This window comes from uncultured Gardnerella sp. (genome assembly GCF_947280595.1).
Taxonomy (GTDB): domain Bacteria; phylum Actinomycetota; class Actinomycetes; order Actinomycetales; family Bifidobacteriaceae; genus Bifidobacterium; species Bifidobacterium vaginale_A.
Genome location: NZ_CAMYOS010000003.1, coordinates 1 through 20614, shown reverse-complemented (window position 1 = coordinate 20614; position 20614 = coordinate 1). Strand labels below are relative to the sequence as shown.

Annotated in this window: 11 protein-coding genes and 1 pseudogene; 3 read left to right on the top strand and 9 right to left on the bottom strand. The window is 35.5% G+C overall.

All coding sequences use genetic code 11. The features are described from left to right. Positions 1 to 7: 7 nt before the first annotated feature. Positions 8 to 1657 carry an acyl-CoA carboxylase subunit beta gene (locus tag Q0X59_RS01615; RefSeq protein ID WP_297642724.1) on the bottom strand — a complete coding sequence of 550 codons (1650 nt, stop codon included), beginning with the start codon at positions 1655 to 1657 and terminating at the stop codon, positions 8 to 10. Further along, positions 1654 to 3531, bottom strand: a complete 1878-nt coding sequence (locus Q0X59_RS01610; protein ID WP_297642722.1) for a biotin carboxylase N-terminal domain-containing protein — start codon at positions 3529 to 3531, stop codon at positions 1654 to 1656. Before Q0X59_RS01610 ends, Q0X59_RS01615 begins: the two co-directional genes overlap by 4 nt. A 150-nt stretch (positions 3532 to 3681) precedes the next feature. Here Q0X59_RS01610 and Q0X59_RS01605 point away from each other — a divergent pair, with 150 nt between their 5' ends. Next, positions 3682 to 4326, top strand: a complete 645-nt coding sequence (locus Q0X59_RS01605; RefSeq protein WP_075523482.1) for a biotin transporter BioY — start codon at positions 3682 to 3684, stop codon at positions 4324 to 4326. A gap of 212 nt (positions 4327 to 4538) precedes the next feature. Here the strand turns inward: Q0X59_RS01605 and Q0X59_RS01600 are convergent, their stop codons facing one another. Continuing rightward, positions 4539 to 5465, bottom strand: coding sequence for a biotin--[acetyl-CoA-carboxylase] ligase (locus Q0X59_RS01600; protein WP_297642719.1), 927 nt, complete (start codon positions 5463 to 5465; stop codon positions 4539 to 4541). A 287-nt stretch (positions 5466 to 5752) separates the two neighbouring features. Here Q0X59_RS01600 and Q0X59_RS01595 point away from each other — a divergent pair. Together Q0X59_RS01595 and Q0X59_RS01590 are read left to right on the top strand one after the other, a co-directional pair. After that, positions 5753 to 7831: pseudogene (locus Q0X59_RS01595) on the top strand (DUF6020 family protein); the annotation flags it as partial. Positions 7832 to 8069: 238 nt separating this feature from the next. Beyond that, on the top strand, positions 8070 to 9467 hold the full coding sequence (locus Q0X59_RS01590; RefSeq protein ID WP_075523480.1) for a helix-turn-helix domain-containing protein: 1398 nt from the start codon (positions 8070 to 8072) through the stop codon (positions 9465 to 9467). Positions 9468 to 9773: 306 nt separating this feature from the next. Here Q0X59_RS01590 and Q0X59_RS01585 read toward each other — a convergent pair whose 3' ends face one another. The 6 genes from Q0X59_RS01585 to Q0X59_RS01560 form a co-directional block, all read right to left on the bottom strand. Beyond that, positions 9774 to 12230, bottom strand: a complete 2457-nt coding sequence (locus Q0X59_RS01585; RefSeq protein WP_297642717.1) for a hypothetical protein — start codon at positions 12228 to 12230, stop codon at positions 9774 to 9776. Positions 12231 to 12285: 55 nt separating this feature from the next. After that, positions 12286 to 12738 carry a hypothetical protein gene (locus Q0X59_RS01580; RefSeq protein WP_297642715.1) on the bottom strand — a complete coding sequence of 151 codons (453 nt, stop codon included), beginning with the start codon at positions 12736 to 12738 and terminating at the stop codon, positions 12286 to 12288. A gap of 14 nt (positions 12739 to 12752) precedes the next feature. Further along, positions 12753 to 12929, bottom strand: coding sequence for a hypothetical protein (locus tag Q0X59_RS01575; protein WP_297642714.1), 177 nt, complete (start codon positions 12927 to 12929; stop codon positions 12753 to 12755). Positions 12930 to 13202: 273 nt separating this feature from the next. Continuing rightward, a complete protein-coding gene (locus Q0X59_RS01570; protein ID WP_297642711.1) occupies positions 13203 to 15803 on the bottom strand; it encodes a serine/threonine-protein kinase in 2601 nt (866 codons plus the stop codon). A gap of 419 nt (positions 15804 to 16222) precedes the next feature. Continuing rightward, on the bottom strand, positions 16223 to 17575 hold the full coding sequence (gene murA, locus Q0X59_RS01565) for a UDP-N-acetylglucosamine 1-carboxyvinyltransferase (RefSeq protein WP_075523476.1): 1353 nt from the start codon (positions 17573 to 17575) through the stop codon (positions 16223 to 16225). 314 nt (positions 17576 to 17889) lie between these two features. Continuing rightward, positions 17890 to 19188 (bottom strand): metallophosphoesterase, encoded by a 1299-nt coding sequence (locus tag Q0X59_RS01560; protein ID WP_297642816.1) that lies wholly within the window; start codon positions 19186 to 19188, stop codon positions 17890 to 17892. Between the last annotated feature and the right edge of the window lie 1426 nt (positions 19189 to 20614).

Genomic DNA, 20614 nt, shown 5'->3' with positions numbered 1-20614 from the left:
CTTTCTTTTACATAGGCTGATTCCCATGATGTTTTCCAGTTCTTTTAATACGCTTTTTACTACGCAAAAGACTTAAAGAGCCAGATATCATATCGCGCGTTTGCTCAGGATCAATCATCGCATCAATCTGACCAGTTTCCAGAGAAAGATTTGCATTTACAGTAGTAGCTTCATATTCATCAACAAGCTTTTTACGCAATGCATCTACATCTTGCCCACGCTCTTTTGCTTTATGCAAATCCTTACGATGAATAATATTTACAGCTCCTTGAGCACCAAGCACTGCAATTTGGCTTGTCGGCCACGCGTAATTAACATCTGCACCCATAGATTTCGAGCCCATAACAATGTATGCACCGCCAAAAGCTTTACGCAAAATCACAGTTACAAGAGGAACTTGAGCATTTGCATAAGCGTAAATCACTTTTGCACCTCTGCGAATAATTCCAGCATGCTCTTGATCAGATCCAGGCTTATATCCAGGAGTGTCAACTAAAGTCACAACAGGTAAATTAAACGCATCACACAATCTCACAAATCGAGCAACTTTTTCAGAAGAATTAACGTCCAATATTCCAGCGTTCACTTTAGGCTGATTAGCTACTATTCCAACTGGATGGCCTTCAATGCAAGCAAATCCAACCACTGCAGAAGCAGCATACAATTCTTGTACTTGTACAAACTCGCTATAGTCTACAATTCTTCGAATTACATCGAGTACATCGTATGGCTGTCGATCGTTATCTGGAACGATATTCGCTAATTCTCGCGCAGTTTCTCGATCTGCACGCGTTGCGCAATAAGCAAAAGTAGGAGGATTAGATTCGCAACTCGAAGGTAAATAAGCTAAAACAGTTCTAGCATAATCGATTGCATCAGCTTCATCTTCTCCCAAATAATGAGCGACTCCTGAAGTTGCGTTATGCACAAGTCCTCCGCCCAAATCGTCCATGCTAATCGCTTCGCCTGTTGCAGCTTTAACAACATCTGGACCAGTGACGAACATGTTGGAGTGCTCGCGAGTCATAATAATCAAATCTGTTAATGCAGGACAATACACAGCACCACCAGCGCAAGGTCCAAGAATAAGCGAGATTTGAGGAATTAAGCCGCTTGCTTCACAAGTTTTCTTAAAGATTCGCCCGTATTGCATAAGCGCTCCAACACCTTCTTGAATGCGAGCGCCACCGGAATCTATTACAGCAACTACAGGGACTCTAAGCTCTAAAGCCATATCTAAAAGATGACAAATTTTCTCACCTTCGGCTTTTCCAAGAGTGCCACCTCTTACAGAAAAATCTTGTGCATACACGGCAACTTTTCTGCCATAAACTTCACCAAAACCAGTAATTACAGCACATCCAGCTACATCATTGTTAATATCTCCGCCGTTAAAACGACCGATTTCCACGAAAGAGCCAGTGTCAAAAAGCAAATCCAAACGCTCTCTAGCAGTTCCTTTTCCTTTAGCATGCTGTTTATCACACGCGCTCTGTTCTGCATCTCTAGCTAATTGAGCAGCGTGTTGCACAGCAGCTTTACCTCTACGAGGTTGTAAATTATTTTCTACAGTAGAACTAGAAACAGTTTTTGTATTGATTCCAGAAACAGAAGAAACCTCAGAAACAGCAGATTTTTCTTGCAATAAATTGCTCATTTTTGTGCTCCTTCAGTTTTATTCGAAGAATTCTTATCACTATCTCCAGCAATTTCAATAGTCACAATCTTTGCTCCTGCTTCCACGCCATCGCCAGGAGCAACAAAAATACCAGTAACAGTTCCTGCAGCTGGAGCATAAACGTAATTTTCCATCTTCATAGACTCAAGAACAGCTAGTAAATCGCCTTTAGCAACTTTCTGACCTTCAGCAACATTCACGCGAGTAATAACAGCTTGCATTGGAGCTGCAATCACACCTGGAATCTGTTTTTGCTCTTCACCTTTATGCGTATCTCCTCTAAGTCCACGACCTCGCAAAGGTTGAGAAACTCTAGAAACGTTGCGAACGCGAGCAGAACCAGTAAGATTATCAACAATATCTTGAGGAATCGTAAGCTTTACACGCTTGTTATCAACTTCAATTACGAAAGATTCCATTGCCGGTTGCTTATTTTCAGAATCGTCAGAAGTTTGTCCTGAAACAAGTGAAGCTGGCTGACCTCCCAAAGATGCAGCTGGAACACGATTCAAATATTTGCGCTCCAACCACTTAGTCGATACGTCAAAACTGTGATTTTCTGCAGTAAACTCAGGATCGTTGAAGATTTGTTCAAATAATTTTGCAGGAGTTGGCACACCTTCAATACACAATTCTTTTAATGCTCTTCGAACACGTGCAACAGCAGCTTCACGATTTTGCGCAGTTATAATCAACTTACCCATCATAGAGTCGAATTTTGGAGATACGTTATCACCTTCTTCTACTCCAAAATCAACGCGAATTCCAGGACCAGAAGGCCACTTTATTTTCGTTAAAGTTCCAGAGCTTGGAGTCAAATTAGTAGCAGGATCTTCAGAAGTGATTCGCAACTCAAAACTATGACCTCTAGGCTCTGGATCTTTAGTAAGATTCTTGCCGTCAGCAATATTGAGCTGTTCGCGCACTAAGTCGAGTCCGCTTACTTCTTCACTAACAGTGTGTTCCACTTGCAAACGTGGGTTTACTTCAAGGAAATAAACTTTATGCTGAGAAGTCACCATATATTCACACGTGCCAAGACCTACGTAATCAACAGCTTCAAATAGGTTACGAGAATATCTGCGAAGCTGCTCATTTTCATCGTCCGTTAAGAACGGTGCAGGAGCTTCTTCAACCAATTTCTGATTTCGGCGCTGCACAGAGCAATCGCGCGTGGAATATACGGTGAAATTCCCATTAGCGTCACGTCCGCATTGCGTTTCAACGTGACGAGCTTTGTCTATAAAACGTTCAATGAAGTATTCGTCTAAATCTCCGCCTTGCAAAGCATCGTGATTCATGTAAAAACCGCGCAATTCGTCATCGTTATGCACGACTGTAATACCACGACCACCGCCACCATCTGTGCGTTTCATCATCACAGGGTAACCGTGAGTTTGAGCAAACGTTAAAAGCTCTCGAATATCTTTTACAGGCTCAGAGATTCCAGGAACAGGCGGAACTTTAGCTCGCACAGCAACTCGGCGAGCAGTAATCTTATCTCCAAGGTCAATCAAAGCTTCCGGACGAGGACCTATCCAAATCACACCTGCGTCATTGACTTTTTGCGCAAAAGACGCAACTTCAGATAAAAATCCATATCCAGGATGTACAGCATCAGTGCCACTTCTTTTAATAATTTCAAGAATCGCGTCTTCATTCAAATAAGTATCGCGATATGTATCTCCAGAAAGTGCGTAAGCTTCATCTGCCATTTCTACAAATTGAGCATTGCGATCAGTTGGTGCGTAAATCGCAACAGTAGAAATGCCCATTTCATGCGCTGTGCGGATCACTCGCAAAGCAATTTCACCACGATTAGCGATAAGTAATTTTTTGATATTCGTAACCATACGATAAAAAATATCTGAAAAATCCTGTTTTAGTATGAGCCAACATACACAAAACCTAATGCAAAATTTTGTACACTTCTCCAATGCACATGATTTTTAGTGCACGTAATGTTTTTATCAACCGGAAAAATAAACGAAAGAAGGTTAATCATGAGCAATTTAGATAACACTACTAAATGCACAACATCATCACGTTTATTAGAAAATGTTAATTATGCAGCTCGTTGGATTGCAAAACCAGCTCTTCTTACTGTGCTTTTAGCATTATCTACAATGGCAGGCGCAATTTATCTTCCTATTACACCTGTGCCAATTACATTGCAAACTCTTGTTTTATGCATTATTGGCTTAACATTAACATGGCGTGAAGGTATTGCTTCAGTAGTTATGTATCTTGCTCTGGGTGCTACAGGATTGCCTGTATTTGCAGGTTTTAAAGGAGGTTTAGCTGTATTAGTTGGACCAACTGCTGGATTCCTTGTTGGCTTTATTTTTGGCGTTGCAGCAACTGCAGCTTTGAAACGCATATTTGACATTGCTCTCGATGCAATGATGCCAGAACGTTCATTCAAAAAGACTTTCGTACGATTCTGCACTTACTCCGTGGCTTCTATAATCGGCACTATCGTGATTTACGCGTTTGGAATCTTTGGACAAAGCTACTTAACCGGAATGGCATTACAAACAGCTGCATCTACTTTGATTATTTTCATGATTGGAGATTTGATTAAAGCTTTCGCAGCAAGCGCTATTTGCTCAGGATTATACAATGCTTTAAATAAAAAGCGCGCTTAAAAGATTCGCTTTATAATCTAAAAAGCGTCATAAATTTTACATTAAAATAAAAGCTTATTCGCACGGAAAGTCCAATGGATTCCCCGTGCGAATTTATTTTCCAACATTGCTAATCAACATAAGATCTAAACTATAAGATCCAAACTCTAAGATCTAAACTCTAAAAACCATAAACTCTAAACACTAAAAGCTTGGATGCTAAGCACTAAACTCTAAAGCAAGTCTTCACTCTCATACGCAACAGCATGCACATCTCCGCTTTTAACAACTACTTCGTTACCAGAATCTTCTCGAATCGCAATCGAAGCATCTTCGCCAATTCTAAACGCTAAACCTTTAATAGCGTTACCATTAACAGGATGCACGCTAACAAAACGATCAAGCGTCCAACAAACTTTAGTAAATTCGCTAAGCAAATCATCATAGTTATTTGGATATTTTTCTATAAAATCACTTAATCGCAAACGCAAAGCGCTAACAATATGAGAAGCAATAAAATCTCGCAATTTTAAAGATTCAGGCAAAGAAGTCATATGCATTTGCAAAGAAGTTGCCATTTTTATAGGCAAAACAAATTGCGGAACATGCAAATTCAATCCAATTCCAAAAACTACTCCAATATAATTATTGTCAGTCGAAGAAACTAGTTCAGTTAATATTCCGCCTTCTTTACAATCATGCAAAAATATATCATTTGGCCATTTAAGTTTCAAAGTACATTCATCACCGTGAATCGCTTTACTTTTATATTCGCTAAAAGTTTCAAGTAAAGAATCCCTCGCGCAAAGACCTGCAATTATTGGAAGCCATCCATTCCTACTCGCGTCCATTACTATATTTTTAGGCAATAAAACAACGAAAGAAACTAGAAAACTTTCTCCAGGTCTACTAACCCATTTGCGTCCAAGACGACCTCTACCTGCTGTTTGATCATCTGCAACTATTGCATAAACAGGTAATTTCCCATCTTTACTAGCACAAATATCGCCATTCTTAATCATATTTCTTGCAATATTTTGAGTAGAATCAGTGCAAGATACGTAAACTAATCCATCTGCTTGCCTTTTAGTCAAAGGCAAAACTTCATAATCTGCTTTAGAAGGCAATTTCGTTTCATCTGAAAAAATAGGAATATTCATAATATTTATTATATGAAATATTGACAGTTATATATTTATTAAATTGCTAAATTATGATTGTATAAAATTTACAAAATCAACAAAAATAAGAACAATCATACAGTTGAAAAAGCAAATGCATAAACACAATCACGAACATTGCAATCACAAAAAATAATCACGAAAAATAATCACAAAAATAATCACAAACACGATTCACGCAAATATTTAAAAAACACAAACACACAATTTAGTAAGTAAAAGATGTAAGCTAATAAAGTAGTTTTTATTACTAGCATAGGTAGAATATGAAAAACACTTCCACGCATAGCAAAAGCGCTATAAAAATTGCGCAAGCAATAGCAATCCATATTTTTATGGTCCTACTATGCGCATGGTTCGCTTTATGTACAAGCATCGGACCTATTTTCCGATCACAAGATTATAAGTACATATCACATAATGACGATTTAGTTTTCGCTTCTATCGCAAATTTCCGTTTACAACATTTCTTAATTTTTGTTATTTCTTTCGCTTTGTATTATTTTATACTTTGCGTAATAGTTCATTTTGGTAAAACTTCTCATTTGCCAAATCATATTATTCGATTTTCTCACAAATTTTTACTCTTATTAAAGCACATAAAATCTTTTGTATTAAAAATAGTATCGAAATTCTCGCATAAAAATTCACAACGTTTTTTAACGTTTTTACACACATTCACAAAAGCTTTAAATAATCTATTCAAAATCTTATATAAATTCGCGCGCGCGTGCATAATACACATGACACGAACGCGTAGAAATATTATGATTACGCTATTTATAGGATGGCTATGGATTCCAGTAACGCTTTTGGCTGCTTACGGAGCTGACATCTGCTCACAAATAAGAGAATATAGCTGGGCTTGGAATCAAGTTACAGGATTAAAACAACCTTATATTGGATTCTTTAGCTTTGTGCCTGCAGATATTTATCCAACTGCACATTATTTATGGCCCAAAAACCCAACATATTTAACTGATCAACATAATATTGTTCTTACTGTTATTTACGGATCAGTTACTGCAGTTTCTAGATATTTTACAAATTCAAATGATGCTGGAATTGTTTTATTAGCAGCACTTCAATTTTTATTCGCAATATGGTGCTGTTCAGCGAGCGCAAATAGATTTCTGAATCAACCATGGAATAACAGCATAAAAGACATAAAACAAACATGCATTACATCTAGCGAAACTGGTGGAACTAGTACGGTGTGCGAAACAAGCGAAACGATCGCAGATGACGCAACTAGCACACAGAGCACACCAATCTCATCGAACACAACAAGCACACCCGTTTTTATTAGATTAGCAATACTTATTACATTCTTATTTAGCCCACTAGTAACTTTCAGCACTATATCTTTAACGAAATCACCATTATTCGCGTTCGCATTCGTGTGGTGGTTTGGAACACTATATGAACTTCGAAATAAAAATTATCGATACCACACAATATTTGAGCTGATTATATCTGTATGCGTAATGCTAATAGCAGCAAAATATGCATGGTACATTTTAATAATTCAATTCGTAATATTACTTATAAGCGAAAGAAAACGTTGGTGCATATGGGTTTGTTGCATACTTCTTCCAATTATTGCTATTCACGGATCAATCTCATTGCTCATACACAACGGAGTAATTATAAGTGGAGATCCTATTGAAAGCAAAGGATTACAACTTCAACAAATAGCTAGAACCGCAAGATTAAATCCAAAAAGCATTCCGTACGAAGCTAGAAAAGATATAGAGCCGATTTTCAACCTAGATCAGACTGCAGAAACATACAATCCGCAAGACGCAGATCCTGTTAAATCTTCTGGGCTACAATCAAAAAAAGTAAGTTATAGATGGCGTTACGTAACTAAAAAAGATTTACAAAAGTTTAATCGAGCATGGTGGCTGATTGTTAAAAACAGTCCGCTCACAGCAATAGACGCATTTTTGGCTAAAACTTATGGGTACTTTGATATAACAGATAAACCTTATGTTGGTCCTGAATATTATATAAACACAGATAATATTCAAAATTCAACTTGGATTCGCTATTGGATGCCTGATTGGAGAAATAAAGTTTATAGGAACGCAAGCGATTTCAGTGATAATACTGAATTAGGTTGGCTAATTCACGGAAATACTTATGTTATTGCAACTTTGCTGATTGGAGCAGCTGAAATTATTTGTAAACGATGGAAAACAGTTGCTTTACACATACCTTTAGCGCTTTTAGTTGGAGTTATGATGCTAGCTCCAGCAAATAATTTTGAAAGACACATGTTACCTATAACTTTTGTTTTTTGGTTTACAGCTTTAACTTTCTGGAATGAATCACAATCTAGCAAAGAGCCGAAACCTAGTAAATCTAGTAAAGAATCACAACTCAGCAATAACGAATCAAAATCTAGTAAATCTAATAAATTTAGCAAATCTAGCAAATCTAGCAAAGAGCAGAAATCTATTGAACTAAATACTAAAAAATTATTAGAAGAAAACAAAATGCCGATTGAAAAAGAAAATGGCATGAATGTGAATAAAATAGAAGAAACTTCTATGCTTACTACAAATAACAAGGTGTGCAATGATTGATGCAATTTCGACTGATAGCCATGATTCTCAAGATGAGAACAGCCAGAGAATTGCGCAAAGCGACTCAAGCTCTCCTAGAAGTTCCGTACCTAAATCTATTAAAAATGACTTTGATTTTCTTTCTTTGCTTACAGGCATTAAAGCAGATGGAAGTAGTATTTATTCAAACAATATTGAAACGCAACTTTTAGAAAATTCGTCTTCATCATCTGAATCTGAATCATCTTCTTCTTCATCTTCTTTAAAAGAAACAACATTTGATGAATCTGAACATAAAAACTACAAAAATACACAACAAAAAGATTCGCAAATAGAAAACACAGAACCTTCTGAAGATTATACAAAAAAACATAAGCATCGTCTTTGGCATTTTGGATCTAGAAATTCACAAAAAACTCAAAAAACTCAAAATAATACAAACAGCGAAACTCCACATTTCACTGTATTGCCAACAGCACCAATATGCGAACAACAATTTGGTATTTACGATAATCGCGATGGAAAAGTTTTTGATTCAACAACACGACTTCGTTTACACACTCTTATTGCAACTTGCCTTATGAATGGAATTGCAGATCAGAGAGTAAGCGCATTGATGCATCTTTTACAATGGCAAAATAATCCTAAAATTATTGTTATTGCAGGAACATATGGGGCAATAAAGCATAAAGATAATGGTCCAACAAGGCATATTGCTACACATGAATTCGCAAACAACACTGACTCATTGCGAAGAGCAGTTTGGCCAATGTTAGGATCTTGTAATGCTTATGATGCAATAGTTGAAAGCGTTCAAAATGATGCAATAGAGCGCATAGCACATGCATGGAATATTAGTTCAGCTACGCGAACTTCAAGTTTTTCAGCTCCATCTCATATTATTATTCTCGCAATTCGAGAAGATCCATCTGATCAAGCTTTAGAAAAACTATGTCAGTTATTTGCTCCTTCTAAAAAGCCGATTGCAGTTAGTAGAATAGCTCAAAACGTAAATCAAGTTGCGGACGCAATCACAGCTACTTTAGCATCTCTTGCAGTAGCACCAGCTGTTAATCATTTGCCAAATATTATTCACACAGATGACGTTCTTCCAGAAAGAGCGCTCATTGGAGATTCATCTGCAATAGAAACTCTATATAAATCTGTTTATCAAAGCTTAGCGCCTTACAGCACAGATGATCCAACTCTTCCTACTGTAGATATGTTCCTAAGATTTGGCGGAGCATTAGATCAAACTGCACATGAGCTTAATGTTCATCCAAATACAGTGAGATATCGTTTAAGAAAAGTAGCACAAACAACTGGTTGGGACGCCACAGATCCGCGTGAAGCGTACGTTTTGCAAACAGCAATTACTATTGGAAGAATACGTGACGCACTAAATAACTAGCTTTCTTAACTAACTAGCTTTCTTAACTCATATTTTTTAACAGTGACTATTCATTAAAGCCAACGCTTAAAAGTAATTAAACGCAAGCATTCTAAAGTAACTAAAAGCCAACGCTTAAAAGTAATTAAACATCAACATGCTAAAGTAACTAAACATCAACTGTCCTTCACAGCACAAGCAAACTATAGTCATATTAAATAGAAATATTTAAACACTAAACAACAACTCTCTAGAGTTTAAGCACAATACTTATGCTTGACGCTCAAGAGAGTTGCGAGCGCAAGTAAGGAACAGTAATACATGAAATTAGTGTTTCATAAAAATTCCTCCATTACGTTTATAAACAACATATCCAACTACCAACACAGAAACGATGCTAATAATTACTACTCCAATTGTTAGCAAAATAATCATAGAATTATTAGAATTATTAGAATCATTAGAATGCGAATCCGATTTTGCGTCAGAAATAAGTTTTTGCGTGTCTTTATCTAACAATTCCTCAGAATCATCATTAGAATCTTTTTTATAACTATCCTCGCTATCATCTCCACTAGATTCATTCTTCTTCATATTTCCACTAACCAAATCTTTGTCATTTTTATTAGCATCTTTACTCTTATTTCGCAATTTATTTTGCGAATCATATGTTTTATCACTAAAACGAGAGTGAGCAACATCAGCATTATGTCTGCTATTCTTATCATTCCCATTACTAACATTTTTAGAACTATGCAAATGTATAGCATCAGCTAAGTCATGCGATATAACTCGATTACGTTCTTTTAATATTGCTTTCCACCTCGGATGCAACCTATAAGAGCTACTCAAAATACTATTCTCATTCTCGCTTACATTTTTATTTTTTGAGTTTTTCTTATCTATTGGACCATAAGATTCATCATTTGAATCTGAATTGTGAGCTTTGCTATCTCCTCCACTTTTTAATGAATCTTTTTCATTTGGTCCTTGACTCTTGGACGGATCTTTAGTTTTAAGCGAAGTCTTTTGATTCTTCAAATGTGAATTATCTACACTATTACCATTGTTAGAAAGTATTTTCTTCGGACTTATAGAATGATGAGATAATTTTTTAGAAGATTTTTCACTTGAAGCAGGCTTTTGTTTACCTAAATTCCCAGAATTTACAGAATTTTGATTCTCTTGATCAGTATTAGTTATTGGTTTATCTGTAGAAACTGGAATTTTAATAATTCCACGCACAATATTGTAAAGTTTATCAAAAGATGATTCACTATCATAAGAATCGTTCACAACTTTGTTACTATCAGAATTTGAACTATTGTTAGAACGCGATTTAACTCTAACATTTTCAATTTTCTGGAACACAGTACGACCAACAAAATCCGTAGTTTCAACATAAACATCGTATAGCTTTTCGGAAGGTTCTAACGTGTAAGTTAATAACTTTTCTGAATCTGAAACATTTTTTACTACAACGCCATTAGAATAACTAGAATCTTCAGAATCAGAGTTAATATTATTACTTTCAGATTTAGAACTAGAATTCCACTTTATAACCACTTTTCCGTTAACGCGCATAAGAAAAGACTTCAATCGCATATTATCGCGAACAATCGCTTTAAATGGAAAACCAGAATTTTCTACTTCGTAAGTTTTATTGCTCGCAATATCAGAAATTTCAACATTAGGATCTTTAGTATCAACAATAAATGAATTTTTTACATACTCCGATTTATTACCAGACATGTCAGTTACTCTGTAAATCACACGCCAATCGCCATCATCGTAGTTCAAAGTAGAATGCCATATTTCACTAGATTTATTATCTTTTATAAAATCAGATGCACTAATAATAACTTGAGATTTTTCATCATCTGTACGAGCTATTGCATCATTTTGCAATAGTTTCATTAAAGAAAAATTCGCATCTTTAACAGTTATATGCGCGATTCGATGATGATTAAAATACTTAGTATTACCATCTTTTTTATCTTCATACATAACTTTCATAGAAGGACGCGTGTTGTCGATTACTATGAAACGAACACCAGTAGGATTTTGTATAGAATCAATTATGGAACTATTAGTATTCTCATAAGAATTTTTCACAAAGCTACTATTAGTGAAGTATCTATTTGCTTTTGGTATGCTTTTAAGAGCAATTGCGCGTACTTTTAACGTTCCAATATCGTATACACCTTCACCACTAAGAGTTAAATTGATTGTATAACTAGTTGGAGCATCTAAAGTCAGACTCTTCGTTTGAGGATCTTCCCTATAATGAACATCAACGCTTTCTGACAATAATTTTGTTGGCTCAAGAATGCGAGAATCACCTGTAACTTTATATTTTTGTATACTTACACGTAATTTTTGCAAACGTTTTGCAAAAGCACGAGTAAAACCATCAATATTGACTTTTAAGCGAACAGACGCATGCGCAAACGCGAAAGCTCCTTTATTCAATATCTCAGTTGAATTTTCTCCACAAAAATCAACATTCTTAACATGAATATAACGCAATCCAAGCATACTAGGTTGCATTTCTTCAATTGAACTCGAAATCGAACTCGAATCAATATATTCGCCAATTGTCCCAGAAGAAACAGATTCTGTTGCCATAGCAGAAGAAGATTTTGTATTATATACAAGCGATGCAATATTTTCACTACCAATGCATATCCAAGACATAATAACAACGCAAACTATAGCAGCATAAACCCATCTCCTTAGCGATGATTTTCCATAAAAAGTATGCTTACTCAACTTTCTCATCATCACATTTCCCCCAATAAATAGTGATATTTTCTATACAATCATTCGAATAGCGCACTCAAACAAGAGCACGCAAACGCTTTTTAGCACAAGCAGAACGAGATTTTGAAGTAACTATATTCGACTTGTTTACGTCACTCATATAATTCGCGCGATTCATACTAGTTAAATTATTAACTCTATTCTTGCGATTCATATGCCTTATACTTACAGCATGATTTACATCAGCCAAAGACGTATCAACTGAATACGTATCAGCAGAACCCTTATCAGCAGAACCCTTATCAATCAAACATGAACCTGCAAGATTCGACTTACAACGAAGAAAAAGCTTTCTAGAATTTAAAGATGATTTATGACTATGTCTTGCAGAAGTGTATAAAAACGAACTTATATATCTAATCGCACGTTTTATCTTTATGATTTTTGACACAATAATTGCACTAAAGCATAGTAAAGCTCCAATTATTAGCAAAAAATACCCCAGCATGCTCCACATTCCAGCTGTCATAAATCCCCCGAAACTCATGCAAATGAACTAAATTTTATGAAGAAATCTAATTCATTTATTTTTCTTTTTATATTTTTGTTGTATTCAACTCGCGTACTACTCCAATTCGTTCCTTCAGAAATATTATTAAGATTTTCTTTATCTTCATTTATTTCATCACTATCCACGCCTCCCATCTTTTCTAGGCTCACAAATGATTTTTATCTCTTTTCTGCAAGATCCTTTATTTTCAGGTTTCAAATCTTCCTTCTTAAATTTCTTAACCTCCTTTCTTAAATTTCCTTCTCAACTCCCTTCTTAACTCCCTTCTTAACTCCCTTCTTAAAGTTCTTAACTTTCTTAACACATCCCTACTTAACACACCCCCACTTAACACACCCCCACTTAACACACCCCCACTTAACTTCCCTCCTTAGCTAACTTTTTCTTTCTTTAACTTCATTCAATTTCCTTACTTTCTTTCCTTATTTTCCCTTCTTAGAGCCTTTACCAAATGCTTTACGCGATGCTTTATTATCTCCTTTCTCAGAATCTTTCTCAGAATCTTTACTGTCATCATTGATAATTACTCCACCAGTATTCGCATATTTATTTGAACTCAAATCTTCTTTTTTAATAAGAATCCCTTTTACTACATCGTGATTAACATTCTTGCTACTTTCAAAAAGTTCAAAAACACTAAGCAATTGTTTTTTACGTGATTCTGTTACATAACTTGTAGTCTTAGTTGATTTAGCTATATCAAGCGAAAGATTATAAAGCTTTTCTATAGAATTACTATCTTCTTCAGAACTTAATTTTTTCTCCAAGAATTGAGCACTATCTAATGCAACTTCTGCACTACCAATACGAACAACTTCATTACTGCTATTACGATTTACTTCAAGAAAGTCGAGAAGATTCATACAAAAATTGCGATAATACGAATCCGTATAAACATCTTTTACACTATTACTCTCTTTCTCATTATCGCTAAAACTTTTATCAGAATTTCCAACATTTTTATCTCCAATAGCACTATCTTCTTTAGAATCAACTTGAGAATTTTGTATTATCTTAAAATATGCACTAGCAACAGATTTATATAACGAAATAAGCTCATGCTGCTGATAACTAACATCATGCGATGCTTTATCAAACCAATCTAATGCTTCATGAACATATTCAACATACTCATTTTCTAAAGCATCATCTTGAGATGAAGAATTCTTCAATTTATCATTTCTATCAATTAAGAGTGAATTATTCCCAACATTTTCTGATTTAGTAAAATCAAAAGCATAAAACCAATACGCTTTACCAATCTCAAAAGAAAGCTTAGACCACAATTCACTTTGACTACGCAATCTAGAATCATATTTCGAAAGCAATTTATTAAATACGCGCCTTTCGCGAGAATCCCAACGAAAATCTCTACAGTGATATTTCAATAATTGCAATAAAGGTGTCATAGGCATAGACTCATCACTTATTGCACGCTCGCAATACATTTCAGCATTTTCAGAATCCAATGCTAAAGAACAATTGCGAATATTTCTGTCATAATTCTCATTACGAACACGCTGAGAAACAGCAAAACTTACTGGACTAAGCACAAAACACAATAACCCAGAAATCGCTAGAACTAAAACATAAGCAAAATGTCTACGTTTTCTAGCCCTAATTTCTCTTCTACTAACAAATGATTTCTTAACTCTATTAGACTTTCTATCAAACTGACTAAAACTTGAATTATCGATACCAGATTCATGAGATGATGATTCACGAACACCAGATTCACAATCACGAGATTCACGAACACCAGATTCAAGAGAATTTAACTCAATATAATTTGATTTTTCAAGATCTAAATTACTAGCAACTGAACTATCTGACTTAGATTTTCCGGAATACGATTTACAATCGCTAGATTCACAATCACGCAATTTGCTATCACGCGATTCGCAAGATGACGATTCGCAATCCAGAGATTTACAACCATGCAATCCACAATCACGAGATTCAGCAATTTTCATATTTTTATTGCAATATTTATTTTTGATCAATAATTCTTGCAAATTTAGCAAATCTTCCATCATGGAATCGCAAGATTTATATCTGTTCTCTGGTTTTATGCACATACCGCGAGCTATAACACTACATAATTTTGCCATTACATAATTATTTAATAACAAACTTTCATCAAATCCATCATTAGACTTTCGACAAAAATTATTTTTATCATCCGCATAGCCATCTCTATCTAAAGCGCTCACTCGCTTATAATTGCCATCACGAAACATGCTAGATGTTTCACACGCATTAGATACGCTACGAGAACTAGAGACACCCAGAACACTAGGAACACCGGATGTAGAGCAAAAGTCTAATTCATTACAATCATCTACGGTGCAAAATCGCGAAAAATCAATCTTCCCATTAACTTTTCTACCAAAAAGCGCATAAGCTAAAGTTGCAGAAAGAGAATAAATATCTGATTGAACACTTACTAATCCTAAATTAGAAAATTGTTCAGGAGCAGCAAAACTTTTAGTTCCAAAAGTCACGTTACTACTATTCATTAAGTTTTCTCGCTGAATTGTACGCAATTCTTGAGCAGCACCAAAATCTATAAGTTTTACGTGACCATCATGATTTATCATCACATTCGATGGCTTCATATCACCATAAACAACAGCAGGATGCAAATTATGCAAATACTTTAATATTTCACATAATTCAATACCAATACGGATCACAAATTTAATATTTTGAGCACCATTCTTAGAAACTATATAAGAAAGTGGATTTCCTTGAACATAATCACGAACTATGTAAGCACGATTCCCTTCTTCAAAATAATTGACAATACGTGGTATATACGGGTTATCACAGCGATTAAGAATAGCGATTTCTGCACGCAATGCCTGTTTCAATACATCTGCAGACTGATTAGACTGTTCAAGAACAACTTCTTTCACAGTCCATTTGCATTGCAATACATTATCTACAGCGAGATACACTATAGACGTGCAACCTCGCCCCAACTCGCCAAGTAGCTGGTATCTACCACCTACGCAATTCATTATTCCCCCAATTTTCAGCAATTCGCATATTGTTATGTACGCTTCCAAATAACATCTACTCTCAAATAAAAAAAAAACTATAAAACCAAATACGCAAACTTTTTACTCTAAAAACAATTATTTAAAGCAGCTACACTTCAATGTGAATATTACTTTAATGAAGATTTTTTACTAAGCCAAGCTTTTTCCGCCAATGTGGTCGAAAGTTTAACACAACATTTTTATTACATAAACAAACTAAATATTACAAAATCTAACACTAATGTAAAACAAAAAGCGTTCACAAGAATCTTGCGAACGCTCTAAAACACCTAGAAAACTATAACACACAGAAACATATGACGCTTTAATAGACAAACATCGCTTTAGCCACTTAAAAAACTAAGATTTAGCAGCTTAAAAAACTAACAAACTAATAGCTAATCAATATTTGCACCTAAAGCAAGCAGCTTGCCACGAAAATCAGCATAACCGCGATCAATCAACGAAATTCCGTGTACATTAGACGGACCTTTAGCAGTCAATGCAGCAATCAAATGACTAAAGCCACCACGCAAATCAGGAACATCAATATCTTGACCAGTTAAAGGAGTAGGTCCAAAAATCACAGCAGAATGCTTATAATTACGCTGCTGGAAACGACACGGCAAAGATCCTAAACATTCTCTATAAAGCTGAACTTTTGCACCCATATCAACCAAAGGCTTAGTAAAACCAAACCTGTTTTCATACACTGTTTCATGCACAATACTCAAACCTTTTGCTTGAGTAAGAGCCACAACCAAAGGCTGCTGCCAATCAGTCATAAAACCAGGGTGCACATCTGTTTCAATCGCAACAGGTTGCAAGTCACCGCCCGGATGCCAAAAACGAATGCCTTGATCAGTAACATCAAAACGACCGCCAACTTTACGAAAAACATTCAGGAAAGTCATCATTTCAGGCTGAGTTGCACCTTTAATAAACACATCTCCATGAGTTGCTAATGCAGCAGAAGCCCACGATGCAGCCTCAATACGATCAGTTAAAGCAGTGTGAGTATATCCATGCAGCTCTTCAACGCCTTCAATACGGAAAGTCCTGTCAACATCAACCGAAATAATAGCGCCCATTTTTTGTAATACAGCAACCAAATCCATAATTTCAGGTTCAATTGCAGCTCCAGAAACTTCAGTGCGTCCTTCAGCTAAAACAGCTGCTAATAATGTTTGCTCAGTTGCACCAACAGACGGATAAGGCAAATGAATTTTAGTTCCATGCAAACCGTAAGGAGCAGTTATATGTATGCCATCCTCGTGATCTTTATCTACATTAGCGCCCAATTTTCTCAAGGTTTCTAAATGAAAATCAATAGGGCGTCCACCAATATTACAACCGCCTAATGCAGGTATAAAAGCTTCCCCTAAACGATGTAACAATGGACCAGAGAAAAGTATTGGAATACGAGAAGAGCCTGAAAGAGTGTCAACATCTGCAACGTCTGCTAATTGAACTTTTGCAGCATCAATTTCAACAATACCATCAGAAACATTTACATCAACATTAACACCATGCAAACGCAATAAATCTGAAACAACATGCACATCGCGAATTTCGGGAACATTTTTTAATGTAGATTTTTCAGCAGCAAGCAGTGCCGCAACCATTGCCTTACTGACGAAATTTTTCGCACCACGTACCTTAATAGTGCCATTTAAGGGCTTACCACCTTCAACATGTAACACATCTAATGCGTTATTATCGCTAGTATCAGCTACGCTCTGTGCAAACACATTTACCTCTTTCGTTTACGCGCGTGCATAGTCAAAACTTCCATAAGCAATCGCTGACAAGAAAACTCACATTTTGCATGAAAATTGCAGCGCACTCAAAATACTATATATATAATAGCGAAAGACTTACCCACGAAACAGACTTTCAAAACGCGCGTACAAAATGCGCGTATGAAATACGTATACAAACGCGCGAAACTCTCGCACGACAGCAATAAGCACTAAAAATTAAAGCAAATCAGCAAATCTAATCAATAAAGCACTAAAACAAAAACTAAAACTAAAACAAAAACTAAAACAAAAACTAAAACAAATCACCTTTTACGTAATCTATGAATTAAACGCGTAAATATAGACGGCTTGCGCAATAAATCAACTTCAGGAAGATTGTGTTCAGATTCTGCAGTTAGACCATAAGTATAGGCTTTACGAGATGATGGCTTACCAACTAATTTACCAAACTCAAGCATCTGAGTACGAGGTTCAAATGGATGACGTATATCAAATTCAAAAAGACGAATACCACGCTTATAAGGCTCAGGGCCATAAGAAGCAAATCCACAAGTTGGAGTAGAAACAAGCAGCATATTATGTGACTTCTCTCTACCTGCAAAAGAATTACGGTGATCATGCCCAGAAGCAATAGAAAACGTGCCATTTTTACGCAAAATAGCAAATTCACCACTATCTAGATCTGGACAGCTTACGCCTTCACTCAGATAACAATCAGATAAAACTTTAGACTCATCTAACACATAGTATTTTCCACTAAAAGCACGATACCCTTCTATCGCACGCTCAGCACTTGCATTTTTCTTAGGTACTTCTCTAAGCAAATCGTAATATTGCTTAAGAGCAAAATGCTGGAATACACAAAACCTTGCAGGCAAAAAGCTAGAAATTTTGCTCAAAAAATCGAGAGCTATTTTAGATGGCTCACCATAACCACCCGCGCGAGAATAGTCACCAGAATCCACTAACACTAAAGAAAACACTATATCTTTATTCTTACAGTCTTTTACAGGCAAAGCTAAAGTACCAGGTTCACAAGGAAAAATCACTTGATTAGGCAATATTCCATGCACGCGTTGTACACCTTTTGCATGTTGTACTTTTACAGATTTAAAGGCAGATTCTTCACTAAAATCACAATTTTTATCTTCATATTCCATTCTATCGGAAATATTTCCGCTATGATTTAAACAACCTGAAAATTCTCTATATAAATCATCTAATTGTGCATTGCTCAAACCACACTGATTGTCATGATTTCCATAAGTTACAACCCACGGAATCCCCCTATCTTCCAAGGGTTTTACAACGCTACTTATATGCTTGCGAATTTTTTCACGCGTATCTTCTAAATCAGAATCTGAAAAATCTAAATTATGTTCCCAACGACGGCGCGTAAAAGTATTAGAAAAATCTTTATCATATCCCGCAATCTGATTTCCAGTGAAAATAACTATATCTGGTCTAGCCTCATCACAAGCAGCTTCAATAAGACGAATAGTATCTTTTGAAACTTTAGAATTTTCTTGTATATCAGCACACTGAAGCACACGAAACTTTCCAGAAAGATGGAATTGCAATTGACCCAGTCGCGCTGAAATAGATAAAGGTAACTTAACATTAGACTTTACAACATCATGAGTAGTAGAACTTTCAACACTACTTTTTACAACGTTTACTTCATCTGAATCATTTTCACTAACGCGACTACATGCAAAATCATTTTCATCAACACGGCTCTCATAAAGTTTAGAATCATTAGCAATATTCAAATTTGCATTCACACCAACATTAAGCAAATCACATTCGCCATATCTACTATCTACGTCTTCACTAAGCACACATTCTCTATTCGCATGCGAAGGTTCATTGCAAAGTTCACTATTTGCATGCAAATGCTCACCATTAGACTCACAGCAAAGCCCTCTATTTGAGTGATTTTCTTCGGGCTTCACACCATCGTAAGCTGACTTCTGAGCTTCACAATTAGACGAAATATCTTCAGGCATAGTTCAAGCATACGGCAAATTAGAGAATTACCAAAATTTAAGATCATTACTCGCAAAATCATACACACTAAATTACAAATCATTATTCAATCAATCATAAATTATTACACTATCAATCAATCGCAAAATCATACGAGTGTACTTAATAACAAATTCTCACACATGTAATCACAACTTCCCTATTTACGATTAGCAAACGTTATCGCGCGATCTATTCGTTATTCTCGTCTACTTCAGCTCATTTTAGTGTGGTAGCAATCTTTACTCGCAATGTGGCGTTATTTACACGCAATTATCGCTTTATTTACGATTAGCAAACGTTATAACTGTTCTCATGCTTTAAATATATAAGTAAGAAATAATATAAAATATAAAAAATAAGAATCTTAGATAATTAACGTTGTTTTTTCAGGGTTTTTTAAGGGTTTGGTATTCTTTTGTTCAGGATAGTGTGGTTTTATTTTTAATAGGATTTAAATCATTGAGTTTAATGGTTTTGAGTTGTGTTTAATATAATTTAATTTTCTTCTTCTCTTTTAGTTAGAAACCCTGGGACTAAAGCCCCAGGGTTTTTAATTTAACTTATAAACCGTGCTTAACTTATAAGCCGGTCTATAAAACGTGTTATAAGCGAAGACTAGCGTTTCTAAGACTAGCGTTTCGAGTGCTTATAACGTGTTCATTGTTTTGGCTTTTAATTGTGAGGTTTTTATTTTTTTATTTTATGAACTTTGGTTTATAACATTAAACTCTACTTTTTTGCTTACAATCCCTTGTAAATCCCTTGTAACCTATTACTTTCAGGTTAAAAAGCGGGCTATTCCGGGTTATTCCCCAAAGTGTTTAAATAATAGGGGTTATAGGGGTTAATAGTAAACCATAAAGTGTTTAAAGTAATAGTGTTAAGAGTGTTTAAACAGCTAAACCATAAAGTGTTTAAAGTAGTAAAGACTAATAGTGTTTAAAGTAATATAAGAAAACGGGGAGTCAAGTGACTCCCCGTTAAAAGAATAATGCG

Excerpts from the sequence above, each read along its gene's own strand:
- Q0X59_RS01615 (WP_297642724.1), bottom strand. The coding sequence starts at position 1,657 with ATGAGCAATTTATTGCAAGAAAAATCTGCTGTTTCTGAGGTTTCTTCT.
- Q0X59_RS01610 (WP_297642722.1), bottom strand. The coding sequence starts at position 3,531 with ATGGTTACGAATATCAAAAAATTACTTATCGCTAATCGTGGTGAAATT.
- Q0X59_RS01605 (WP_075523482.1), top strand. The coding sequence starts at position 3,682 with ATGAGCAATTTAGATAACACTACTAAATGCACAACATCATCACGTTTA.
- Q0X59_RS01600 (WP_297642719.1), bottom strand. The coding sequence starts at position 5,465 with ATGAATATTCCTATTTTTTCAGATGAAACGAAATTGCCTTCTAAAGCA.
- Q0X59_RS01590 (WP_075523480.1), top strand. The coding sequence starts at position 8,070 with ATGATTGATGCAATTTCGACTGATAGCCATGATTCTCAAGATGAGAAC.
- Q0X59_RS01585 (WP_297642717.1), bottom strand. The coding sequence starts at position 12,230 with ATGATGAGAAAGTTGAGTAAGCATACTTTTTATGGAAAATCATCGCTA.
- Q0X59_RS01580 (WP_297642715.1), bottom strand. The coding sequence starts at position 12,738 with ATGACAGCTGGAATGTGGAGCATGCTGGGGTATTTTTTGCTAATAATT.
- Q0X59_RS01570 (WP_297642711.1), bottom strand. The coding sequence starts at position 15,803 with ATGAATTGCGTAGGTGGTAGATACCAGCTACTTGGCGAGTTGGGGCGA.